Below are 15,461 nucleotides of genomic sequence, written 5' to 3'. Positions count from 1 at the left end.
CGGTGGATGGCACGGATCGTGATACGTACTGCGTCGCGCTGGTTGACTTGGCCGGTGTCGTGAATACCCTCAAGAACTGCTCACAGGAGACGGAAGAAATGGCAAAAATTGATCGCATGATGGTTGGTGAGTCGCTCGTTGGCGACGGCAACGAAGTGGCCCACATCGACCTGATCATCGGGCCGCGCGGCAGCGCCGCCGAGACGGCGTTTGCCAACGCCCTCACCAACAACAAGGACGGCTTCACCTCGCTGCTCGCCGTGGTGGCGCCGAACCTGTTGACCAAGCCGCCTACGGTGATGTTCAACAAGGTCACCATCAAGGGCGCGAAGCAGGCTGTGCAGATGTTCGGCCCGGCTCAGCGCGGTGTCGCGATGGCGGTTGCCGATTCGGTCGAAGACGGTACGATTCCGGCAGACGAAGCCGACAACGTGTTCATCTGCGTTGGCGTTTTCATCCACTGGCTCGCCGAAGACGACACGAAGATCCAGGACTACAACTACCGAGCTGTTCGCGAGTCGATCCAGCGCGCTGTCGCAGGCTCCCCGACCGCGGCGGAAGTGGTCGCCAAGAAGGGCACGGCGGCACACCCGTTCGCTGCCCATTCCTGATCTCCGACGCACGCCTGGGGCGCTCGTGGCCCCAATGAAAGCGCGCTACAACGGCCGTTGACTCGGCCGGGCACCACAAGAAAAACGGCCGCTGAGCGGCCGTTTTGTCGTGCGATTGAAGGGCGGTCAGCGTTTGCCGGGGAGCATGCCGCTGGCGAGCAACTGGACCACGGCCGCGCTGTGGCCAGAACGTCTCGACTCGGGTTCGGGCGCAATGCGTTCGATCTGCACGCCCACAGCACTCACGTCCGCGAATTTGCGCGGCTTCACGACCTTGACGCGAACCCAGCGCGCGCCGAACTCGTCGATCAGGATCTCGGCGATCTTCTCGGCAAAGGCCTCGAGCAGCGTCAGGCGGTGCTCGACCAGCAGACGGCGCAGCCGCTCGGTGACAACGCCGTAGTCGATCGTGTCGGCGATGCGATCGGTGTTGCAGGCTCGGGCATGCGGCAGGCCGGCGTGCACGTCGATCACCAGCGGCTGGGGGCGATGCAGCTCGGATTCGTGGATGCCGATCACCGTTTCGCCGACAAATCCCTCGATGAAGATCAGGTCCATGGCTTGCGGCGTGGCAGCCTGGGTTGTCGAAGCCCTCATGATGGGCAGGGAGAAGCTGTTGGACATGGTGGGGCCGCTGAGAAGCGCTGGTCGCCGCGAACCTGCGGCTGCGGAAAAATGCAAGCGGCGTGCCAATATGACCACGCGGAGCCGATCTTGCGGTACTCGCGTTTCGCCCGGTTGTGCAGGGCCTGCACTTGGATGAGGATTGGGCCCTGGAGCCCAGGCGGCCCGAACATTTGGAGACAAAATGGGAACATTGTTGCGGGAGACAGACCGTCACGCCGAGCGGATCATGGTGATGGTGAAGAACGGGACACACGAGCCAGGCAACGACGCAATCATGCGTTCGTGGAGCCGGTGTGTGAACGAATACCGCCTTCACCCTGACCGCCCGCGCACGCCGTCGGTGATTGATCGTGCCGCGCTCGAGAGTCGTTGCGAGCGCAAGGCCGATGTGATCGACTGCGCGCGCTACGAGATGACCACGCTCTACCAGCAACTGGCCGACGCTGACCTGGCGGTGCTGCTGACGGACACCGATGGTGTGATCATCCACATGGTTTCGTCGCCTGCGTTCAGTGCCGAGGTCGCGCCGCTCGGGCTGCGCACCGGAGGCCTGTGGAGCGAGGCCGAGGCCGGCACCAACGGCATGGGCACCTGCATCGCCGCGGCGGCACCGGTCGCGATCCGCCGCGAGGATCACTTCTTCACGCAGTTCTCGAACCTCACCTGCTCGGCCGTGCCGGTGTACGACCCCTCCGGGGAGATCGCCGCGGTGCTCGACGTGTCGAGCCGCTCGAAGCAGATGCAGCAACATTTGCTGGTACTGCTGGGCATGACCGCACGCATGATCGAGAACCGCCTGATCGACCAGCGCTTTCGCAACGCCCACCCGCTTCACTTTCACAGTCGGCCCGAGTTCGTCTACACGCTGCACGAGGGCAAACTGGCTGTCGATGACGACGGCCACATCCTCGCGGCGAACCGCAGCGCGCTGTTCCAGCTCGGCCTGCAGTCCATGGACGAAATCCGTTCGCGCCGCATCGAGGACCTGTTCCAGACCTCGCTCGAAGACATGCTGCAGCGCAGCATGTCTTCGTCGTTCCACCCGGTCGTGACCTACCGGGCGAATGCGGCCCTGCGCTTCTTCGCGGTCGCGCGCCGGCCCGCCTCGAGTGCGACGGCCAACGTGCACCCGATTTCGGCAACCGCCGCTGCCGCGCTGGTCAACCCGACGCCGTTGCCGGAGCGCAGGTCACCGCACCGGCCGGCCGCACTGCGCGCCGTGTCGCCGAGCCGCGCGACTTTCAAGGACCAGCGCCTGCTGGCCCATCTCGAAACCGCGCGCCGCGTGATCGCGCGTCAGACCCCCGTGCTGCTGTGGGGCGAGACCGGCTCGGGCAAGGAGGTTTTCGCCCGCGCCACCCATGACGCCAGCCCTCACGCGGACGGTGCGTTCGTGGCGGTCAACTGCGCCAGCCTGCCCGAGACACTGATCGAATCCGAACTGTTCGGCTACCGGGCCGGCGCCTTCACGGGCGCGCAGCGCTCCGGCCGGCGCGGCAAGATCCTGCAGGCCGACGGTGGCACCCTGTTCCTCGACGAAATTGCCGACATGCCGCTGGAGCTTCAAGCCCGCCTGCTGCGCGTGCTCGACGAACGCCAGGTCACACCGCTGGGCACCGAGGACACGCAGCCGGTGGACTTCCAGCTGATCAGCGGCAGCCACCAGAACCTGCCGGCACTGGTGCGGGAAGGGCGCTTCCGCGAGGACCTGTACTACCGGCTCGCCGGCATCGAACTCGAGCTGCCTGCGCTGCGCGAACGCAGCGACAAGCGTGAGCTGATCCACGACATGTTGAAGGCCGAGTCGGGTGGTGACAGCCGCCTGAGCGCCGACGCCGAGCGTCTGCTGATGGACTACCCGTGGCCCGGCAACATCCGCCAGCTGCGCCATGTCTTGCGCAGCGCCTCGGCGCTCGCCGACGGGCAGGCGATCACGCGCGAGCACCTGCCGGCGCTGATCCTGCATCCGGCGCCGATGTCTGCGCATGCTCATGTGCCGGCGCAGGTCGCCATGTCGTGCGACACGCCGGCCGGGGCCGAAGAAGACGCGCCGCAACCTGTCAAACTCAATCCGATCCAGGCCAACGAGCGGCAGGTGTTGCTGCAGATGCTGGAGCAGCACCGTTGGAACGTGAGCAATGTCGCCAAAGCGCTTGATGTCAGCCGCAACACCCTGTACCGAAAACTCCACAAGCTCCACATCGAGGTTTCGCACCCCGAGTAGATGGCGCCCCCGGCCCTGCGGGTACGCAGGGCCACCCCCCGGGGGGGTCGCCGGCCGCTTCGGGGCGGCCGGGCGCTGGCCGGCTGGGAGCCCCCGGCCCTGCGGGTACGCAGGGCCACCCGGGGGGGTCGCCGGCCGCTTCGGGGCGGCCGGGCGCTGGCCGGCTGGGCGCCCCCGGCCCTGCGAATACGCAGGGTCACCCCCCGAGGGGGTCGCCGGCCGCTTCGGGGCGGCCGGGCGCTGGCCGGCGCGTGCCGAGGTGCCGCTGTGATGCCGGCGCCCTCCCGCTTCGCCTGGTGCATCACCGGTTCCGGCCACTTCCTGGAAGAGTCGCTTGCACTCGCGGCGCGCTTGCCGCAGGTTGACCTGTTCCTGTCGGCCGCCGCCGAGGAGGTGCTGCCGATCTACAAGATCGGCCTCGACGAACTGCGACCCGATTTCAGGATCTTCCGCGACAAGACCGCCAGCGCGGTGCCGGTCGGCACGCTGTATGAGAACGTGTATCACACCGTCGTTGTCGCGCCGGCCACGAGCAACACGGTCGCGAAGTGCGCCTTCGGCATCAGCGACACCCTGCCGACCAACATGTTCGCGCAGGCCGGCAAGCTCGGCATCCCGGGCATCGTGTTTGCATGCGACACCGAGCCGGTGGTCGTGACGCGCTCGCCGCACGATTGGGTCACGCTGCGGCCCAGGCGCATCGAGTTCGACAATGTCGACCGGCTGCGCGACATCGATTTCTGCCAAGTCGTGGCCTCGCCTGCCGAACTCGAAGCGGCGCTTGCCACGCGCCTGAAGGAACTTTCGCTCGCATGGAACACATCGTCTTCCTGACTGGACGCCTCGCCGAGGCCAGCCTTCGGCGCGTTCTGGGCGGGATGGATGCGCTGCCGTTCAGCTGGGAGGTGCGTGAGATCGGCCTGCAAGTCGCCGCGCTGATGACGGCCGAGATGATCCAGCGCCGCGTGCCTGCGCCGCTCGGCGCCGACCGCATGATCGTGCCGGGCCGTTGCAGGGGCGACATGGATGCACTGACGCGCCACTACGGCATCCCGGTCGAGCGTGGCCCCGAGGAACTGAAAGACCTGCCGCGCCACTTCAACCGTGCCGCCAAACCGATCGACCTGACCGAGTACGAGGTCGCGATCTTTGCCGAGATCGTCGACGCGCCGCAGCTCAGCGTGGCGCAGATCGTCGCGCGCGCCGGCGTGCTCGCGGCCGATGGCGCCGACGTGATCGACCTCGGCTGCCTGCCCGAAACGCCTTTCGATCACCTCGTCGAGAGCGTGCAGGCCTTGAAGGCGGCTGGCTTCACCGTCAGCGTCGACTCGATCAATGCCGACGAGTTGCTGCGCGGCGGCCGCGCCGGCGCCGACTACCTGCTGAGCCTGAACCTCGACACGCTGTGGGTGGCCGACGAGGTCGCGTCCACGCCGGTGCTGATCCCGCGTGTGCCGGCGGACGAGGCCTCGTTGTTCGAGGCGGTCGAGGCGATGCAGCGGCGCGGCCGGCCGTTCCTCGCCGACTCCATCCTCGATCCGATCCCGTTCGGCTTGACCGCCTCCATCGTGCGCTACCACCGCCTGCGCGAGCGCTTTCCCGATGCGCCCATCATGATGGGCGTGGGCAACCTGACCGAGCTCACCGAGGCCGACACCAGCGGCATCAACGCGCTGTTGTTCGGCATCGCGGCCGAGTTGAACGTCGCGGCCGTGCTGACGACGCAGGTCAGCGCGCATGCGCGCCGCGCGGTCCGCGAGGCCGATTGGGCGCGCCGCATCATGCATGCCGCTGCGCGCCACCAGACCTTGCCCAAGGGCATGAGTGGCGCACTGATGACGGTGCATGCCAAGCACCCGTTCCCCGACACGCCGCAGGAGATCGAACAGGTCGCTGCCCAGGTGAAGGACCCGAACTTCCGCGTGCAGGTGTCGGCCAGCGGCCTGCACGTCTACAACCGCGACGGCCTTCGCCTCGGCCAGGGCGCGTTTGAACTCTGGCCCCAGCTCAAGCTCGAGGGCGATGCCAGCCACGCGTTCTACATGGGCGTCGAACTCGCGCACGCCGAGATCGCCTGGCAACTGGGCAAGCGCTATGTGCAGGATCAGCCGCTGGACTGGGGCTGCGCGGTCGCGACCGATGCCGGCGACCTCAACACCTGGTGCGCGCCGGGCAGCACGATGACGAGTGCGAAGACCGGCCGCGCACGCGCCGCGGCTGCCGTTTCTCCGACCGACCCGAACGATGAATGACGTGATTTTTGAAACCGTGATCAGCACGGTGGCCCCTGATGGCGCGCCGCATGTCGCGCCCATGGGCATTCGCTACCGCCAGACCGAGGCCGGCAGCGACGTGATCCTGATGCCGTTCAAGCCGTCGACCACGCTGGCGAACATCGTGGCGAGCGGCCATGCGGTGCTCAACATCGTGGCCGATGCGCGCGTCTTCGCCGGCTCGGTCACGGGCCGCCGCAACTGGCCGGTGCGGCCCGCCGAACGCATCGAGGGCGTGCGGCTCGCCTGCGCGCTCAGCCACGTCGAGCTCGAGCTCGCCGAACTGCAGGACGATGCGCAGCGCCCGGTGCTGCGCATGGCGCGCGTGTTCGAAGTGAACCATGCGCCCTACATCGGCTTCAACCGCGCGCAGGCGGCGGTGATCGAAGGCGCGGTGCTGGTGAGCCGCTTGCACATGCTGCCCGCGGCGAAAGTGGATGCCGAGATGCGTTACCTGCAGATCGCGATCGACAAGACCGCCGGCCCCGAGGAGCACGAGGCCTGGGGCTGGCTGACCGAGGCCGTTGCTCGCCACCGTGCGGTGGCAGCCGATTGGACGCCCCCATCCCCCCAGGAGATGCGGCCATGATGCGCATGCGCATGCTGGTTAGCGTTCGCGATGTGGCCGAGGCGCGCATCGCCGCGCGAGGCGGTGCGGATTTCATCGACCTCAAGGAGCCCCGCGACGGCGCACTTGGCGGTTTGCCGGTCGATGCGATTGCGCGGGCCGTGCAGGCCTTGCGGGAGCAGGGCAGCCCGCTGCCCATCAGTGCCACGATCGGCGACCTGCCGATGCACGACCTGCCTGCGATCCTGGCGCGCGTCGAAGCGGTCGCGGCCTGCGGCGTCGATTACGTGAAGGTCGGCATCGAACGCGAGGCGGCCTCGGGCGTGGTGCTCGACGCGCTGGCCGCGACCGGCCACCGGATCATCCCGGTTTTCATTGCCGACCGCGGGCTCGACTTCGAGCAGGTCGCGCACGCGTGTGCGCTGAAGTTCCCCGGCATGATGGTCGACACGGCCGACAAGCTCGCAGGCAGCTTGTTCGATCTGATGTCCGCCGCCGATTTGCGGCGTTTCGTCGCCCGGGTTCGCGCCAGCGGCGCGCTGGTAGGTCTGGCGGGCGCGCTGCGTCATGCGCAACTCCCGGCCTTGCAGGAGCTTGCGCCCGATTTCGCGGGCTTTCGCAGCGCGGTGTGCGCGGGCGACCGCAGCGGGACCCTGGATCCTGAACGCCTGCGTGAGCTGGCCGCGCGGCTGCATGCAGCGCCGGCACCCCTCAGCGCCTGAAACGCCTGAGGCGCCTGAGTCGGTTCAACCGTCGAGGTCGCGCAGCCCGCCGAGCAACAGCGCGCGCATGCGCGGCAGTTCGTGCTTCGCCATGACCTCGATCGGGAATGCGGCGCCGCGCGCGCCGCCTTGAAAGCTCTCGTCCAGCACGCCTGCCGCACCGAGTTGCGCCAGCGTCTGAGACCGGTCGATCTCGCACGACTTGATGACCACCAGGCGCTCCGCGTTCAGCTCGTGCGCCAGATCGAGCGCGATAGTGTCGGAGGTGGCGTCCCAGTTGGTTCGCGCATCCGGCGCGTCGCGCTGCAGCTCGAACGGCAGCCAGATCGCCGCGCGGCCCTTGTGCAGCACGCCGGCAATCTCGGCCTTGCTCGCGGCGAGTTGCAGTGCCGGGTTCATCGCGTGCAGCTGGTAGCCGGTTTGCACCATGGCCAGCACCGCCATGTTGTGCGCGGCCAGGTCGTTGAACTGCCACAGCGCCTGCGTGCGCCGCACTTCGTCGGCGAGGCCGCCGCCGCCGCAGACGATGGTCACGCGCCCGCCGCCGAGTTTTGCGAGCAGATCCAGCCACTCCGGCAGCGCCGGATCGGCCATGAGACTGCCACCGATCTTGACGACCCACATCAGCGCAGCCCGGTGTCCAGCAGTGCGGCGACGGCCACTGCAGGGGCACACACCTGGGCCCAGCGGGCAACAGCGTCGGTGCCCGGCAACGCGTCGGCGGCGATGCGCGCCACGTCGAAGCCGTAACGCAGGTGTTCGCGCGTCGGGCCGGCTTGCGAGACCACGTCGGCGATGAGAAAGTCGCCGCAGCCCGCGCTCAGCGCCACCGCCGTGTCGGACAGGCCGTGCGCGGCCACCACCCGGCGCAACTGGCTTGCAAGTTCGTCGACCTGCCGTGCACGCCAGGTGTGGGCGAACGCGAGCCAGTCGTCCGAGCTGGCCTCGCGCGCATCGAGGCCGATCATCCGCGCCAGGCGCTTTTCGGTGGCGGGCAGATCCTTGGGCGCATTGTCGGCGGCGGCGTGCAGATCATGCGCGGGGTCGAGTTCACCGGTGAGCCGGTAAACATCGGCAGTGGTCGCGAAGAACTCGTTCATCACATTCATCTCCACACCGCGCCATGCGACACGTGGCCCGAGCGCGCACAACGGCGTGCGCACCACGCCCTGGTAGACGAGTTCGCCGCTGGCCAGCCGCTGGGCATCGCTGCGGCTCGTGCCGAGCACGCGGCCGGCGCGGAAGGCGATCAGGTCGGTCGTCGTGCTGCCGATGTCGATCAGCACGCCTTCGGCCATGCACTGCGCCGCGTGCAACGCGGTCGCGCGCCAGTTGGCCGACGCGATGTGCGCCCATTGCGCACCGACTTCAGCGGCCGGGCACCACGGCCCCTCGCCGGTGAAGAAGTGCAGGGCGCGCGGAGCCGACGGTGCCAGTGTGTCGGCCAAGGTCGCTGCGATGCGTTGCACGCCTTCTTCGCGGTGCTCGAACAAGTCGGTCATCTCGCCGGTCATCGTGACCGCGTGGGTCGCCGACGCGAACTGCGGCCAGCGGGCCCGCGCGATGTGCAGCACATGCGCCAGGTGCTCAATGCCTTGCCAGAGCGGGCAGGCCCATTGCGTCACATCGACGACGCGGCCATTGCGCATCAGGCAGGCCTTGACATGCGCGCCGCCGATGTCCCAGCCGACAATGTGAAGCGGTTCAGGTGAGGGCATGGGCGAGCTCCTGGTGATGCGCATCCAGCACTGCCGCCGCGACGTTGCGACCAAGGGTCGCCGACAGGCCCACATACGCCATCGTCGCGCGCGGGTTGATCTCGATCAGCACCGGCCCGCGCTGCGCGTGCCAGACCAGATCGATGCCGACATACCCGCGCAGCCCGGGGAAGCTTCGGGCGAGCGTCCGGGCCCAGGCGCGCAGGGCCCCCATGCGCGGGTCGGTGCCCTGCAGCACATGGATCTGCACGCCTTCGAAGCTCACGGCCCCGAGCGCATCGATCGCGAGATGCTGCCGGTTCACACTCAGCAGCTCGGCGTCTTGCGCGCTGCACAGCAGCGAGAGGCTGAGCGGTTCGCCTGCGACCCAGGCTTCGAGCACCACCGCGTCGCCGCGCTCGCGGCGAGCCGTCATGTCGTCGAGTGCTGCAGCATGCGTGTTGTGCAGGCGGGTCGCGACGGCGCCAGCGCCATCGTCGGGCTTGACGACCCAACGGCGCGTGGCCGGTGATGCTGCGAAGGCGAGCGGTGTCGTCACGCCGTGCCCGGCGGCATGGGCGATCGTGGCGCGTTTGCTCGAAGCGAGTGCGATTGCTGCGCCGTCGCAGCCCAGCCAGCGGCTGGCGTCGACCGCGCGCTGCATTTGCGCAAGCACGCCGTCGGTCTCCGGCGCGATGACCCAGGTTCGCTCGTGCAGGCGCGACTGCTGCGCGACGAACTGGGCCGAACCGATGGCACGCTCGCCCGAGGCGTGCAGCGGGGCCGCAATTGGGGTCGCGCCCGGCGGCACCTCCGTGGCATGCGTGCCAGTCGCGACCGAGACCGCACAATCGCCGGTGCGCAGCAAATCACGCGCGACCGCATCGCGCATCTCGCGGCCGGCGGTGAGCAACTCTTCCGGTGCGTCTGCTGTGCCGCCGGCGCTCAGGTGCTCGTAGACGAACACGCGCATCATCGCGGCAACCGCAGCGTGCAATCTCCGCAGGCGACCCACGTGACCACAGACTTTGAAATGAACGGCAGCATGACCCTGATTCCGGTGATCGATCTGTTGAAGGGCCGGGTCGTGCGCGCTGTGCGCGGCGATCGGCAGGCATACCGGCCGATCGAGTCGGCCCTGTGCGCGAGCAGCGACCCGTTGACGGTCGCGAGGATCCTGGTCGACCACTGCGCGGCGCGCCAACTGTACGTGGCCGACCTGGACGCGCTGACGGGCGGCTCAGCCCAACACGGGTTGCTGCGCGAACTGCTCGGCGCGCTGGCCGGCATTGAGCTGTGGGTCGATGCGGGCTTCGCGGATGCCGATGCAGCCTCGGCGCTTGGCGCACAGCTTGCGCCGCATGCGAAGCGCATCGTCCCGGTGTTCGCCAGTGAATCGCTGCGTTCGCGGGCCGCGCTTGAAGACTGCTGCAGCCGCTTCGGCGCCGCCGGCGCGGTGCTGTCGCTGGATCGCCGCGACGGGAAGCGCCTCGACCCGGCCGGTTGCTGGGACGCCGTCTCGCTGTGGCCGCAGCGTGTGATCGTGATGACGCTGGAGCGGGTTGGCTCCGGCGCCGGGCCCGATCTGGAGACGATGGCCGCGCTGCACCGCGCCGCGCCGGGCACGACCTTCGTGGGCGCCGGCGGCGTGCGCAGCAGCGATGACCTGGCCCGCGCCCACGCTGCCGGGGCCGGCGCCTGGCTGGTCGCGAGCGCGCTGCACGATCTCCAGTTGCCGCGCCAGCCTCGTTGATTGGCGGGGCGGCGTGGCCAGAGCGGTGTCGCTGTCATGGCCGGATCGGATCACGAATCGTGCCATCGCGGTGCCGGCTGGAGACGCCGTCGAATCCGTCAAAAGCGCCACAGTGTGTTCCAGAAACGGTCATGCAACAGGGCTCGGCTTGGCCTTGCCCGTCCGCGGCGCACCTGCCGAGGCGGGTGTCGCTTGCTGTGCTCGATGAATGGCACATCGCTTGCGTGGTAACTGCCCGATGAGCGCCCTCGAATCGTCTTCCAGCCACGCCCCGGCGCCCTGGACCTGCCCGTTCTGCCCCCTGCTGTGCGACAGCTTCTCTGTCGTCGAGGGCGAGGGTGCGTGGGTGCTGGAGGGCAGCGACTGTGCCCGCGCACGCACCGGCTTGTCGCGATTCAGCCCAGCCCAGGCGCCAGCCGTGCGTGCGCAGATCGACGGTGTCGATTGCGAAACGCAGGCGGCCATTGCAGCGGCGGCGCGCCTGCTTGCCGCCAGCCGCCAGCCGCTGTTCGGTGGCCTCGGCACCGACGCGGCGGGTGCCCGCGCGCTCTACCCCTTGGCATGCCGCACCGGTGCGATCTGCGATCCGGCCGGCGGCGTTTCGCTGATGCAGTCCCTGCGCGCGCTGCAAGACCGCGGCGCCTTCACGACCACGCTGGCCGAGGTTCGCACCCGCGCCGACCTCATCGTCTGCGTCGGCTCGATGCCCAGCGAGCGCCACCCGGAGTTCCTGCGGCGCTGCGGCATCGGCGAGGACGGCGCCGCGCGGCTGGTGTTGCTGCAGCCGGCCGCGGGCCAGGCCGCCGCGCCTGCCATCGCGGGACTTGAGATCGTCCAATTCGACGCCGACCTGTTCGACACGGTGGCGATGCTCGCGGCCAGCGTTGCCGGCCGCTCCGTTGCGTCCCATGCGGCGGCCGGAGCACTCGGCAAGCTCGCTGGCGAATTGCACCTGGCGAAGTACGCTGTGCTCGTGTACGAAGCCGGGCAGATGCCATCCCAGGCCGCCTTGATCATCGAAGCGATCAACCGGATCGTCTCGACGCTGAACTTGAAGACCCGCGCCGCCGCCTTGCCGCTGGGCGGTGGCGACGGCGCCTCGACCGTCAACGCGGTGTTCACCTGGCTCGGCGGCCTGCCGCTGCGCTCCCGCGCTTCGCCGGCCGGCCTGGAGCACGAGCCGCTGCGCTTCGATGCGCAGCGCCTGCTCGCGGATGGCGCAGTCGACGCGCTGCTCTGGATCGCCAGTTTTGGCGGCGAGCCAGGGCCACCGCAGACCGACTTGCCGCGCATCGTGCTCGGCCACCCGGCATTTGCCGATGCAGCGCGGATCAGCGGGACCGTGTTCATCCCGGTGGCGACACCCGGCATTGGATCTGCCGGGCACCTGTTCCGCACGGACGGTTCGGTCCTCATGCCCTTGCGAACGCTCAAGGCCGATCCGCTGCCTGCCGTGGCCGATGTGCTCAAGCGCATCACGCAGGCGCTGCAACAGCCGCCTCATCAGCCGCTTGAGGCCGACACATGACGAAGACATTGCGCCTGCGCGGCGGCCGCATCGTCGACCCCACCAATGGTGTTGACGGCGAAACGCGCGACCTGTTCGTGCGCGATGGCCGCATCGTGGCACTTGCGCCCGGTGAGGTGGCGACCGAAGAGATCGACGTCAGCGACTGCATCGTGATGGCCGGCGGGATCGACATGCACACCCACATCGGCGGTGGCAAGGTCAACCTCGCGCGCATGCTGCTGCCGGAGTTCCAACGCAGCGGTCCGAACCCGATCGCGCTGCCCGACAACCCGCTCGAACTCGCCTCCTGCGGCGGCTGCACGCCGGGCACGCTCGCGACCGGCTACCGCTACGTGGAAATGGGCTACACAGCGGCGTTCGAGCCGGCCATGATGGCCTGCAACGCGCGCCACACGCACATGGAAATGGGCGACACGCCCATCCTCGACCATGGCGCCTACGTGATGCTCGGCAACGACGAGCTGTTCCTCGAAATGCTCAGTCGCGGCGCAGATTTCGAGCGCATCCGCGACTACGCGGGCTGGACCATCAACGCCACCAAGGCGATGGGCATCAAGGTCGTCAACCCGGGTGGCATCTCGGCCTTCAAGTTCAACCAGCGCAAGCTCAATGTGGACGAAGACCATGTGCACTGGCGCGTCACGCCACGGCAGGTGGTGCACACCCTGGCGAAAGCGCTGCGCGAGCTCGGCGTGCCGCACCCCTTGCACATCCACGGCAGCAACCTCGGCGTGGCCGGCAACATCGAGTCCACGCTGGAGACCATCGCGGCGCTCGAAGGCCTGCCTGCCCACCTCACGCACATCCAGTTCCACGCCTACGGCACCGAAGGGCCGAAGAAGTTCTCGTCGGCCGCGATCCAGCTGGCCGAGGCCGTCAACGCGCACCCCAATGTGAGCATCGACGTTGGCCAGATCATGTTCGGCCAGACCGTCACCGCCTCTGGCGACACGATGCGCCAGCACGCGCAATCGAACCTCGCGAATCCGCGCAAGTGGATCGGTGCCGACATCGAGTGCGAGGCCGGCTGCGGGGTGGTGCCGTTCCGCTATCGCGACCAGAACTTCGTCAATGCGCTGCAATGGGCGATCGGCCTGGAGATCTTCCTGCTCGTGAACGACCCCTGGCGTGTGGTGCTCACCACCGACCATCCGAACGGCGGCCCCTTCACCAGCTACCCGCACCTGATCCGCCTGCTGATGGACCGCAGCTTCCGCGCCGAGCAACTGGCGAAGCTGCATCCCGATGTGGCGGCGAACGCGGCGCTGAAATCGATCACCCGCGAGCTTTCGCTTTACGAGATCGCGATCATGACGCGCGCCGCGCCGGCCCGGCTGCTCGGCCTGACCGACCGCGGCCACCTCGGAGCAGGGGCGGCAGCCGACATCGCGGTGTACCGGGAGGACGCGGATCGCGAGGCGATGTTCGCGACACCGGCCTACGTCTTCAAGGACGGCGCGCTGGTCGCGCAGGCAGGGCGCATCACCGCCGCGCCGGTTGGCGGCACGCATTTCGTCGCGCCCGAATACGACCGCAGCATCGAGACCATGCTGCGCAAGCACCTCGCCACGCATGGCGGCGTGAATTTCGATCAGCTGGCGATCGGCCACGATGAGCTGTGCAGCTGCTGCAACGGTGGGCGCCTGCTGCCGGCCGCGTGCTTCGAGGTCAGCCCGTGACCGATTCACGTGTGATCAACGGCGTCGTCATCGACGACACCTTTGCCGAAGCCTTCCCGATGAAGGCCACGCGCCTGATCGTCACCGCCCACAACATGACATGGGCCCGGCACGCAGCCGCCAGTGCAACCGGCTTCGCGACCTCGGTGATCGCCTGCGGCTGCGAGGCCGGCATCGAACGCGAACTCGGCCCGGAAGAAACGCCCGACGGCCGCCCTGGCTGTTCGCTGCTGATCTTCTCGATGTCCGGCAAGGAACTCGCGAAGCAGGTCGAGCGCCGGGTGGGCCAATGCGTGCTGACCTGCCCGACCACCGCCGTGTTCGCCGGCATCAGCGAAGGCGAGGCCATCGCGCTCGGCAAGAACCTGCGCTTCTTCGGCGACGGCTGGCAAATCTCGAAGCTGATCAACGGCGTGCGCTACTGGCGCGTGCCGGTGATGGACGGCGAGTTCGTCGCGCAGGAAACCACAGCGGTGACCAAATCGGTCGGCGGCGGCAACCTGTTGATGCTCGCGACGGACACCGAGGCTGCGCTGCATGCCGCCGAGTCCGCGGTGGCCGCGATGAAGCGCCTGCCGAATGTGGTGATGCCGTTCCCCGGTGGCGTGGTGCGTTCGGGCTCGAAGGTCGGCAGCAAGTACGCGGCGCTCAGCGCCTCGACCAACGACGCCTTCTGCCCCGGCCTCTACGGCCTCGTGGCCAGGACCGAACTCACGCCCGAGGTGCGTTGCGTGCTCGAAATCGTGATTGATGGCCTCACCGAGGCCGATGTCGGCGCGGCGATGCGCGTGGGCATGGACGCCTGCGTCGAGATCGGCGCGGCCGGCGGGATGCTGCGGGTTTCGGCCGGCAACTATGGCGGCAAGCTGGGGCCTTACCACTTCCATCTGCACAAGCTGCTCGATGCCGCCGGGGGCACGAAATGAGCCGCGTGCGCTTCGTCCTGAAGCAGGCGCCCGCGTTGCGGGTCGACCTGCGCGGCGTGACACCGGCAGCACTCGCAGGGCTCACGCTGACGCAGATCGAGCGGCTGCCCGTGACGCACGGCATGCAGACCGTGCCGCTCGCCGAGTTCTTCTCGGTCGCCTGCGACGACTTGCCCGAGGCGGGCAGCGAGCTGGTGTTCGAGGGTGATCTGTCGCGCTTCGACCGCATTGGCTGGCAGCTCGCCGGTGGGCGGATCGTGATCGCGGGCCCGGCGGGTGACTACGTCGGCGCCTGCATGACCGGTGGCGATGTCCAGGTGCAGGGCAACGCCGGCTTGCTGGCCGCCTGCGAGATGGCGGGCGGCACGCTGACGATCGCCGGCAATGTCGGCGACCACGCCGCCAGCACCTTGCCTGGCAGCATGGACGGCATGCGCGGCGGCACGCTGATCGTGCGCGGCAACGCCGGTGATCGCTTTGCAGACCGCATGCGGCGCGGCACGGTGCTGGTGTTCGGCAATGTTGGCGACTTCCTCGCATCGCGGCTGGTCGCGGGCACCATCGCCATCGGTGGGCAAGTCGGCGCGCACGTGGGCTACGGCATGCGCCGCGGCAGCGTCGTGTTCGCCGGTCCGGCGCCGGTCCTGCCGCCGACCTTCGTGCCGGCACTGGTCGACGCAGCGGTCGCGTGGCAGCTGATCGCGCGCGACATCGCCCGCCACGGCGGACCCTTCGCCGGCCTGCAGGCGCGGCGCACCGCGCGCCACCTCGGGGACCTGGCGGCCGATGGTCGCGGCGAGTTGATCGTCACCGTGTAGGCTTGCGGCTGCGGTGCCGCGCGCGGCACCTG

Annotated in this window: 15 protein-coding genes; 11 read left to right on the top strand and 4 right to left on the bottom strand. The window is 68.7% G+C overall.

The window, feature by feature from the left end; translation table 11 throughout:
* Nucleotides 1–98 precede the first annotated feature (98 nt).
* Nucleotides 99–611: a formaldehyde-activating enzyme gene (gene fae, locus AC3WR5_RS03610; RefSeq protein WP_141289915.1), complete on the top strand. Its 513-nt coding sequence runs from the start codon at nucleotides 99–101 to the stop codon at nucleotides 609–611.
* A gap of 126 nt (nucleotides 612–737) precedes the next feature.
* Here fae and AC3WR5_RS03605 read toward each other — a convergent pair whose 3' ends face one another.
* Nucleotides 738–1,169 carry a dihydroneopterin aldolase gene (locus AC3WR5_RS03605; protein WP_141289913.1) on the bottom strand — a complete coding sequence of 144 codons (432 nt, stop codon included), beginning with the start codon at nucleotides 1,167–1,169 and terminating at the stop codon, nucleotides 738–740.
* 250 nt (nucleotides 1,170–1,419) lie between these two features.
* On the opposite strand from AC3WR5_RS03605, the gene AC3WR5_RS03600 reads away from it, so the two are divergent.
* The 5 genes from AC3WR5_RS03600 to AC3WR5_RS03580 all read left to right on the top strand — a co-directional run bounded on the left by AC3WR5_RS03600 (nucleotide 1,420) and on the right by AC3WR5_RS03580 (nucleotide 7,025).
* Nucleotides 1,420–3,462, top strand: a complete 2,043-nt coding sequence (locus AC3WR5_RS03600) for a sigma-54-dependent Fis family transcriptional regulator (RefSeq protein ID WP_492482607.1) — start codon at nucleotides 1,420–1,422, stop codon at nucleotides 3,460–3,462.
* Between the two features lie 270 nt (nucleotides 3,463–3,732).
* Nucleotides 3,733–4,296: a flavoprotein gene (locus AC3WR5_RS03595; RefSeq protein WP_141288830.1), complete on the top strand. Its 564-nt coding sequence runs from the start codon at nucleotides 3,733–3,735 to the stop codon at nucleotides 4,294–4,296.
* The gene (locus AC3WR5_RS03590; protein ID WP_492481927.1) at nucleotides 4,275–5,714 is read left to right on the top strand and encodes a DUF6513 domain-containing protein; all 1,440 of its coding nucleotides are present in this window, start codon (nucleotides 4,275–4,277) and stop codon (nucleotides 5,712–5,714) included. Before AC3WR5_RS03595 ends, AC3WR5_RS03590 begins: the two co-directional genes overlap by 22 nt.
* The gene (locus AC3WR5_RS03585) at nucleotides 5,707–6,324 is read left to right on the top strand and encodes a DUF447 domain-containing protein (protein ID WP_492481925.1); all 618 of its coding nucleotides are present in this window, start codon (nucleotides 5,707–5,709) and stop codon (nucleotides 6,322–6,324) included. The genes AC3WR5_RS03590 and AC3WR5_RS03585 overlap by 8 nt, the downstream gene beginning before the upstream one ends.
* Nucleotides 6,321–7,025 (top strand): (5-formylfuran-3-yl)methyl phosphate synthase, encoded by a 705-nt coding sequence (locus AC3WR5_RS03580; protein ID WP_492481923.1) that lies wholly within the window; start codon nucleotides 6,321–6,323, stop codon nucleotides 7,023–7,025. The genes AC3WR5_RS03585 and AC3WR5_RS03580 overlap by 4 nt, the downstream gene beginning before the upstream one ends.
* Nucleotides 7,026–7,049: 24 nt before the next feature.
* Here AC3WR5_RS03580 and AC3WR5_RS03575 read toward each other — a convergent pair whose 3' ends face one another.
* From AC3WR5_RS03575 to AC3WR5_RS03565, 3 genes are read right to left on the bottom strand one after another with little or no spacing between them, the layout of a single operon-like run.
* Nucleotides 7,050–7,649, bottom strand: a complete 600-nt coding sequence (locus AC3WR5_RS03575; RefSeq protein WP_141288824.1) for an amino acid kinase family protein — start codon at nucleotides 7,647–7,649, stop codon at nucleotides 7,050–7,052.
* Nucleotides 7,649–8,743 carry a hydantoinase/oxoprolinase family protein gene (locus AC3WR5_RS03570; protein ID WP_492481921.1) on the bottom strand — a complete coding sequence of 365 codons (1,095 nt, stop codon included), beginning with the start codon at nucleotides 8,741–8,743 and terminating at the stop codon, nucleotides 7,649–7,651. The genes AC3WR5_RS03575 and AC3WR5_RS03570 overlap by 1 nt, the downstream gene beginning before the upstream one ends.
* Nucleotides 8,730–9,698 (bottom strand): ATP-grasp domain-containing protein, encoded by a 969-nt coding sequence (locus AC3WR5_RS03565; RefSeq protein ID WP_492481919.1) that lies wholly within the window; start codon nucleotides 9,696–9,698, stop codon nucleotides 8,730–8,732. The genes AC3WR5_RS03570 and AC3WR5_RS03565 overlap by 14 nt, the downstream gene beginning before the upstream one ends.
* A 69-nt stretch (nucleotides 9,699–9,767) precedes the next feature.
* On the opposite strand from AC3WR5_RS03565, the gene AC3WR5_RS03560 reads away from it, so the two are divergent.
* The 5 genes from AC3WR5_RS03560 to AC3WR5_RS03540 all read left to right on the top strand — a co-directional run bounded on the left by AC3WR5_RS03560 (nucleotide 9,768) and on the right by AC3WR5_RS03540 (nucleotide 15,429).
* The gene (locus tag AC3WR5_RS03560) at nucleotides 9,768–10,475 is read left to right on the top strand and encodes a HisA/HisF-related TIM barrel protein (RefSeq protein ID WP_492481917.1); all 708 of its coding nucleotides are present in this window, start codon (nucleotides 9,768–9,770) and stop codon (nucleotides 10,473–10,475) included.
* 238 nt (nucleotides 10,476–10,713) lie between these two features.
* On the top strand, nucleotides 10,714–12,003 hold the full coding sequence (locus AC3WR5_RS03555; protein WP_492481915.1) for a molybdopterin-binding domain-containing protein: 1,290 nt from the start codon (nucleotides 10,714–10,716) through the stop codon (nucleotides 12,001–12,003).
* Nucleotides 12,000–13,685 (top strand): formylmethanofuran dehydrogenase subunit A, encoded by a 1,686-nt coding sequence (locus tag AC3WR5_RS03550; RefSeq protein WP_492481913.1) that lies wholly within the window; start codon nucleotides 12,000–12,002, stop codon nucleotides 13,683–13,685. The genes AC3WR5_RS03555 and AC3WR5_RS03550 overlap by 4 nt, the downstream gene beginning before the upstream one ends.
* Nucleotides 13,682–14,611 carry a formylmethanofuran--tetrahydromethanopterin N-formyltransferase gene (fhcD, locus tag AC3WR5_RS03545; RefSeq protein ID WP_492481911.1) on the top strand — a complete coding sequence of 310 codons (930 nt, stop codon included), beginning with the start codon at nucleotides 13,682–13,684 and terminating at the stop codon, nucleotides 14,609–14,611. Before AC3WR5_RS03550 ends, fhcD begins: the two co-directional genes overlap by 4 nt.
* Nucleotides 14,608–15,429, top strand: coding sequence for a formylmethanofuran dehydrogenase subunit C (locus AC3WR5_RS03540; RefSeq protein ID WP_492481909.1), 822 nt, complete (start codon nucleotides 14,608–14,610; stop codon nucleotides 15,427–15,429). Before fhcD ends, AC3WR5_RS03540 begins: the two co-directional genes overlap by 4 nt.
* Nucleotides 15,430–15,461 lie beyond the last annotated feature (32 nt).

This window comes from Ideonella sp. FW305-24 (genome assembly GCF_058788035.1).
Note: the sequence above shows the minus strand (reverse complement) of the source record. Positions and strands in the feature narration are given on the sequence as shown.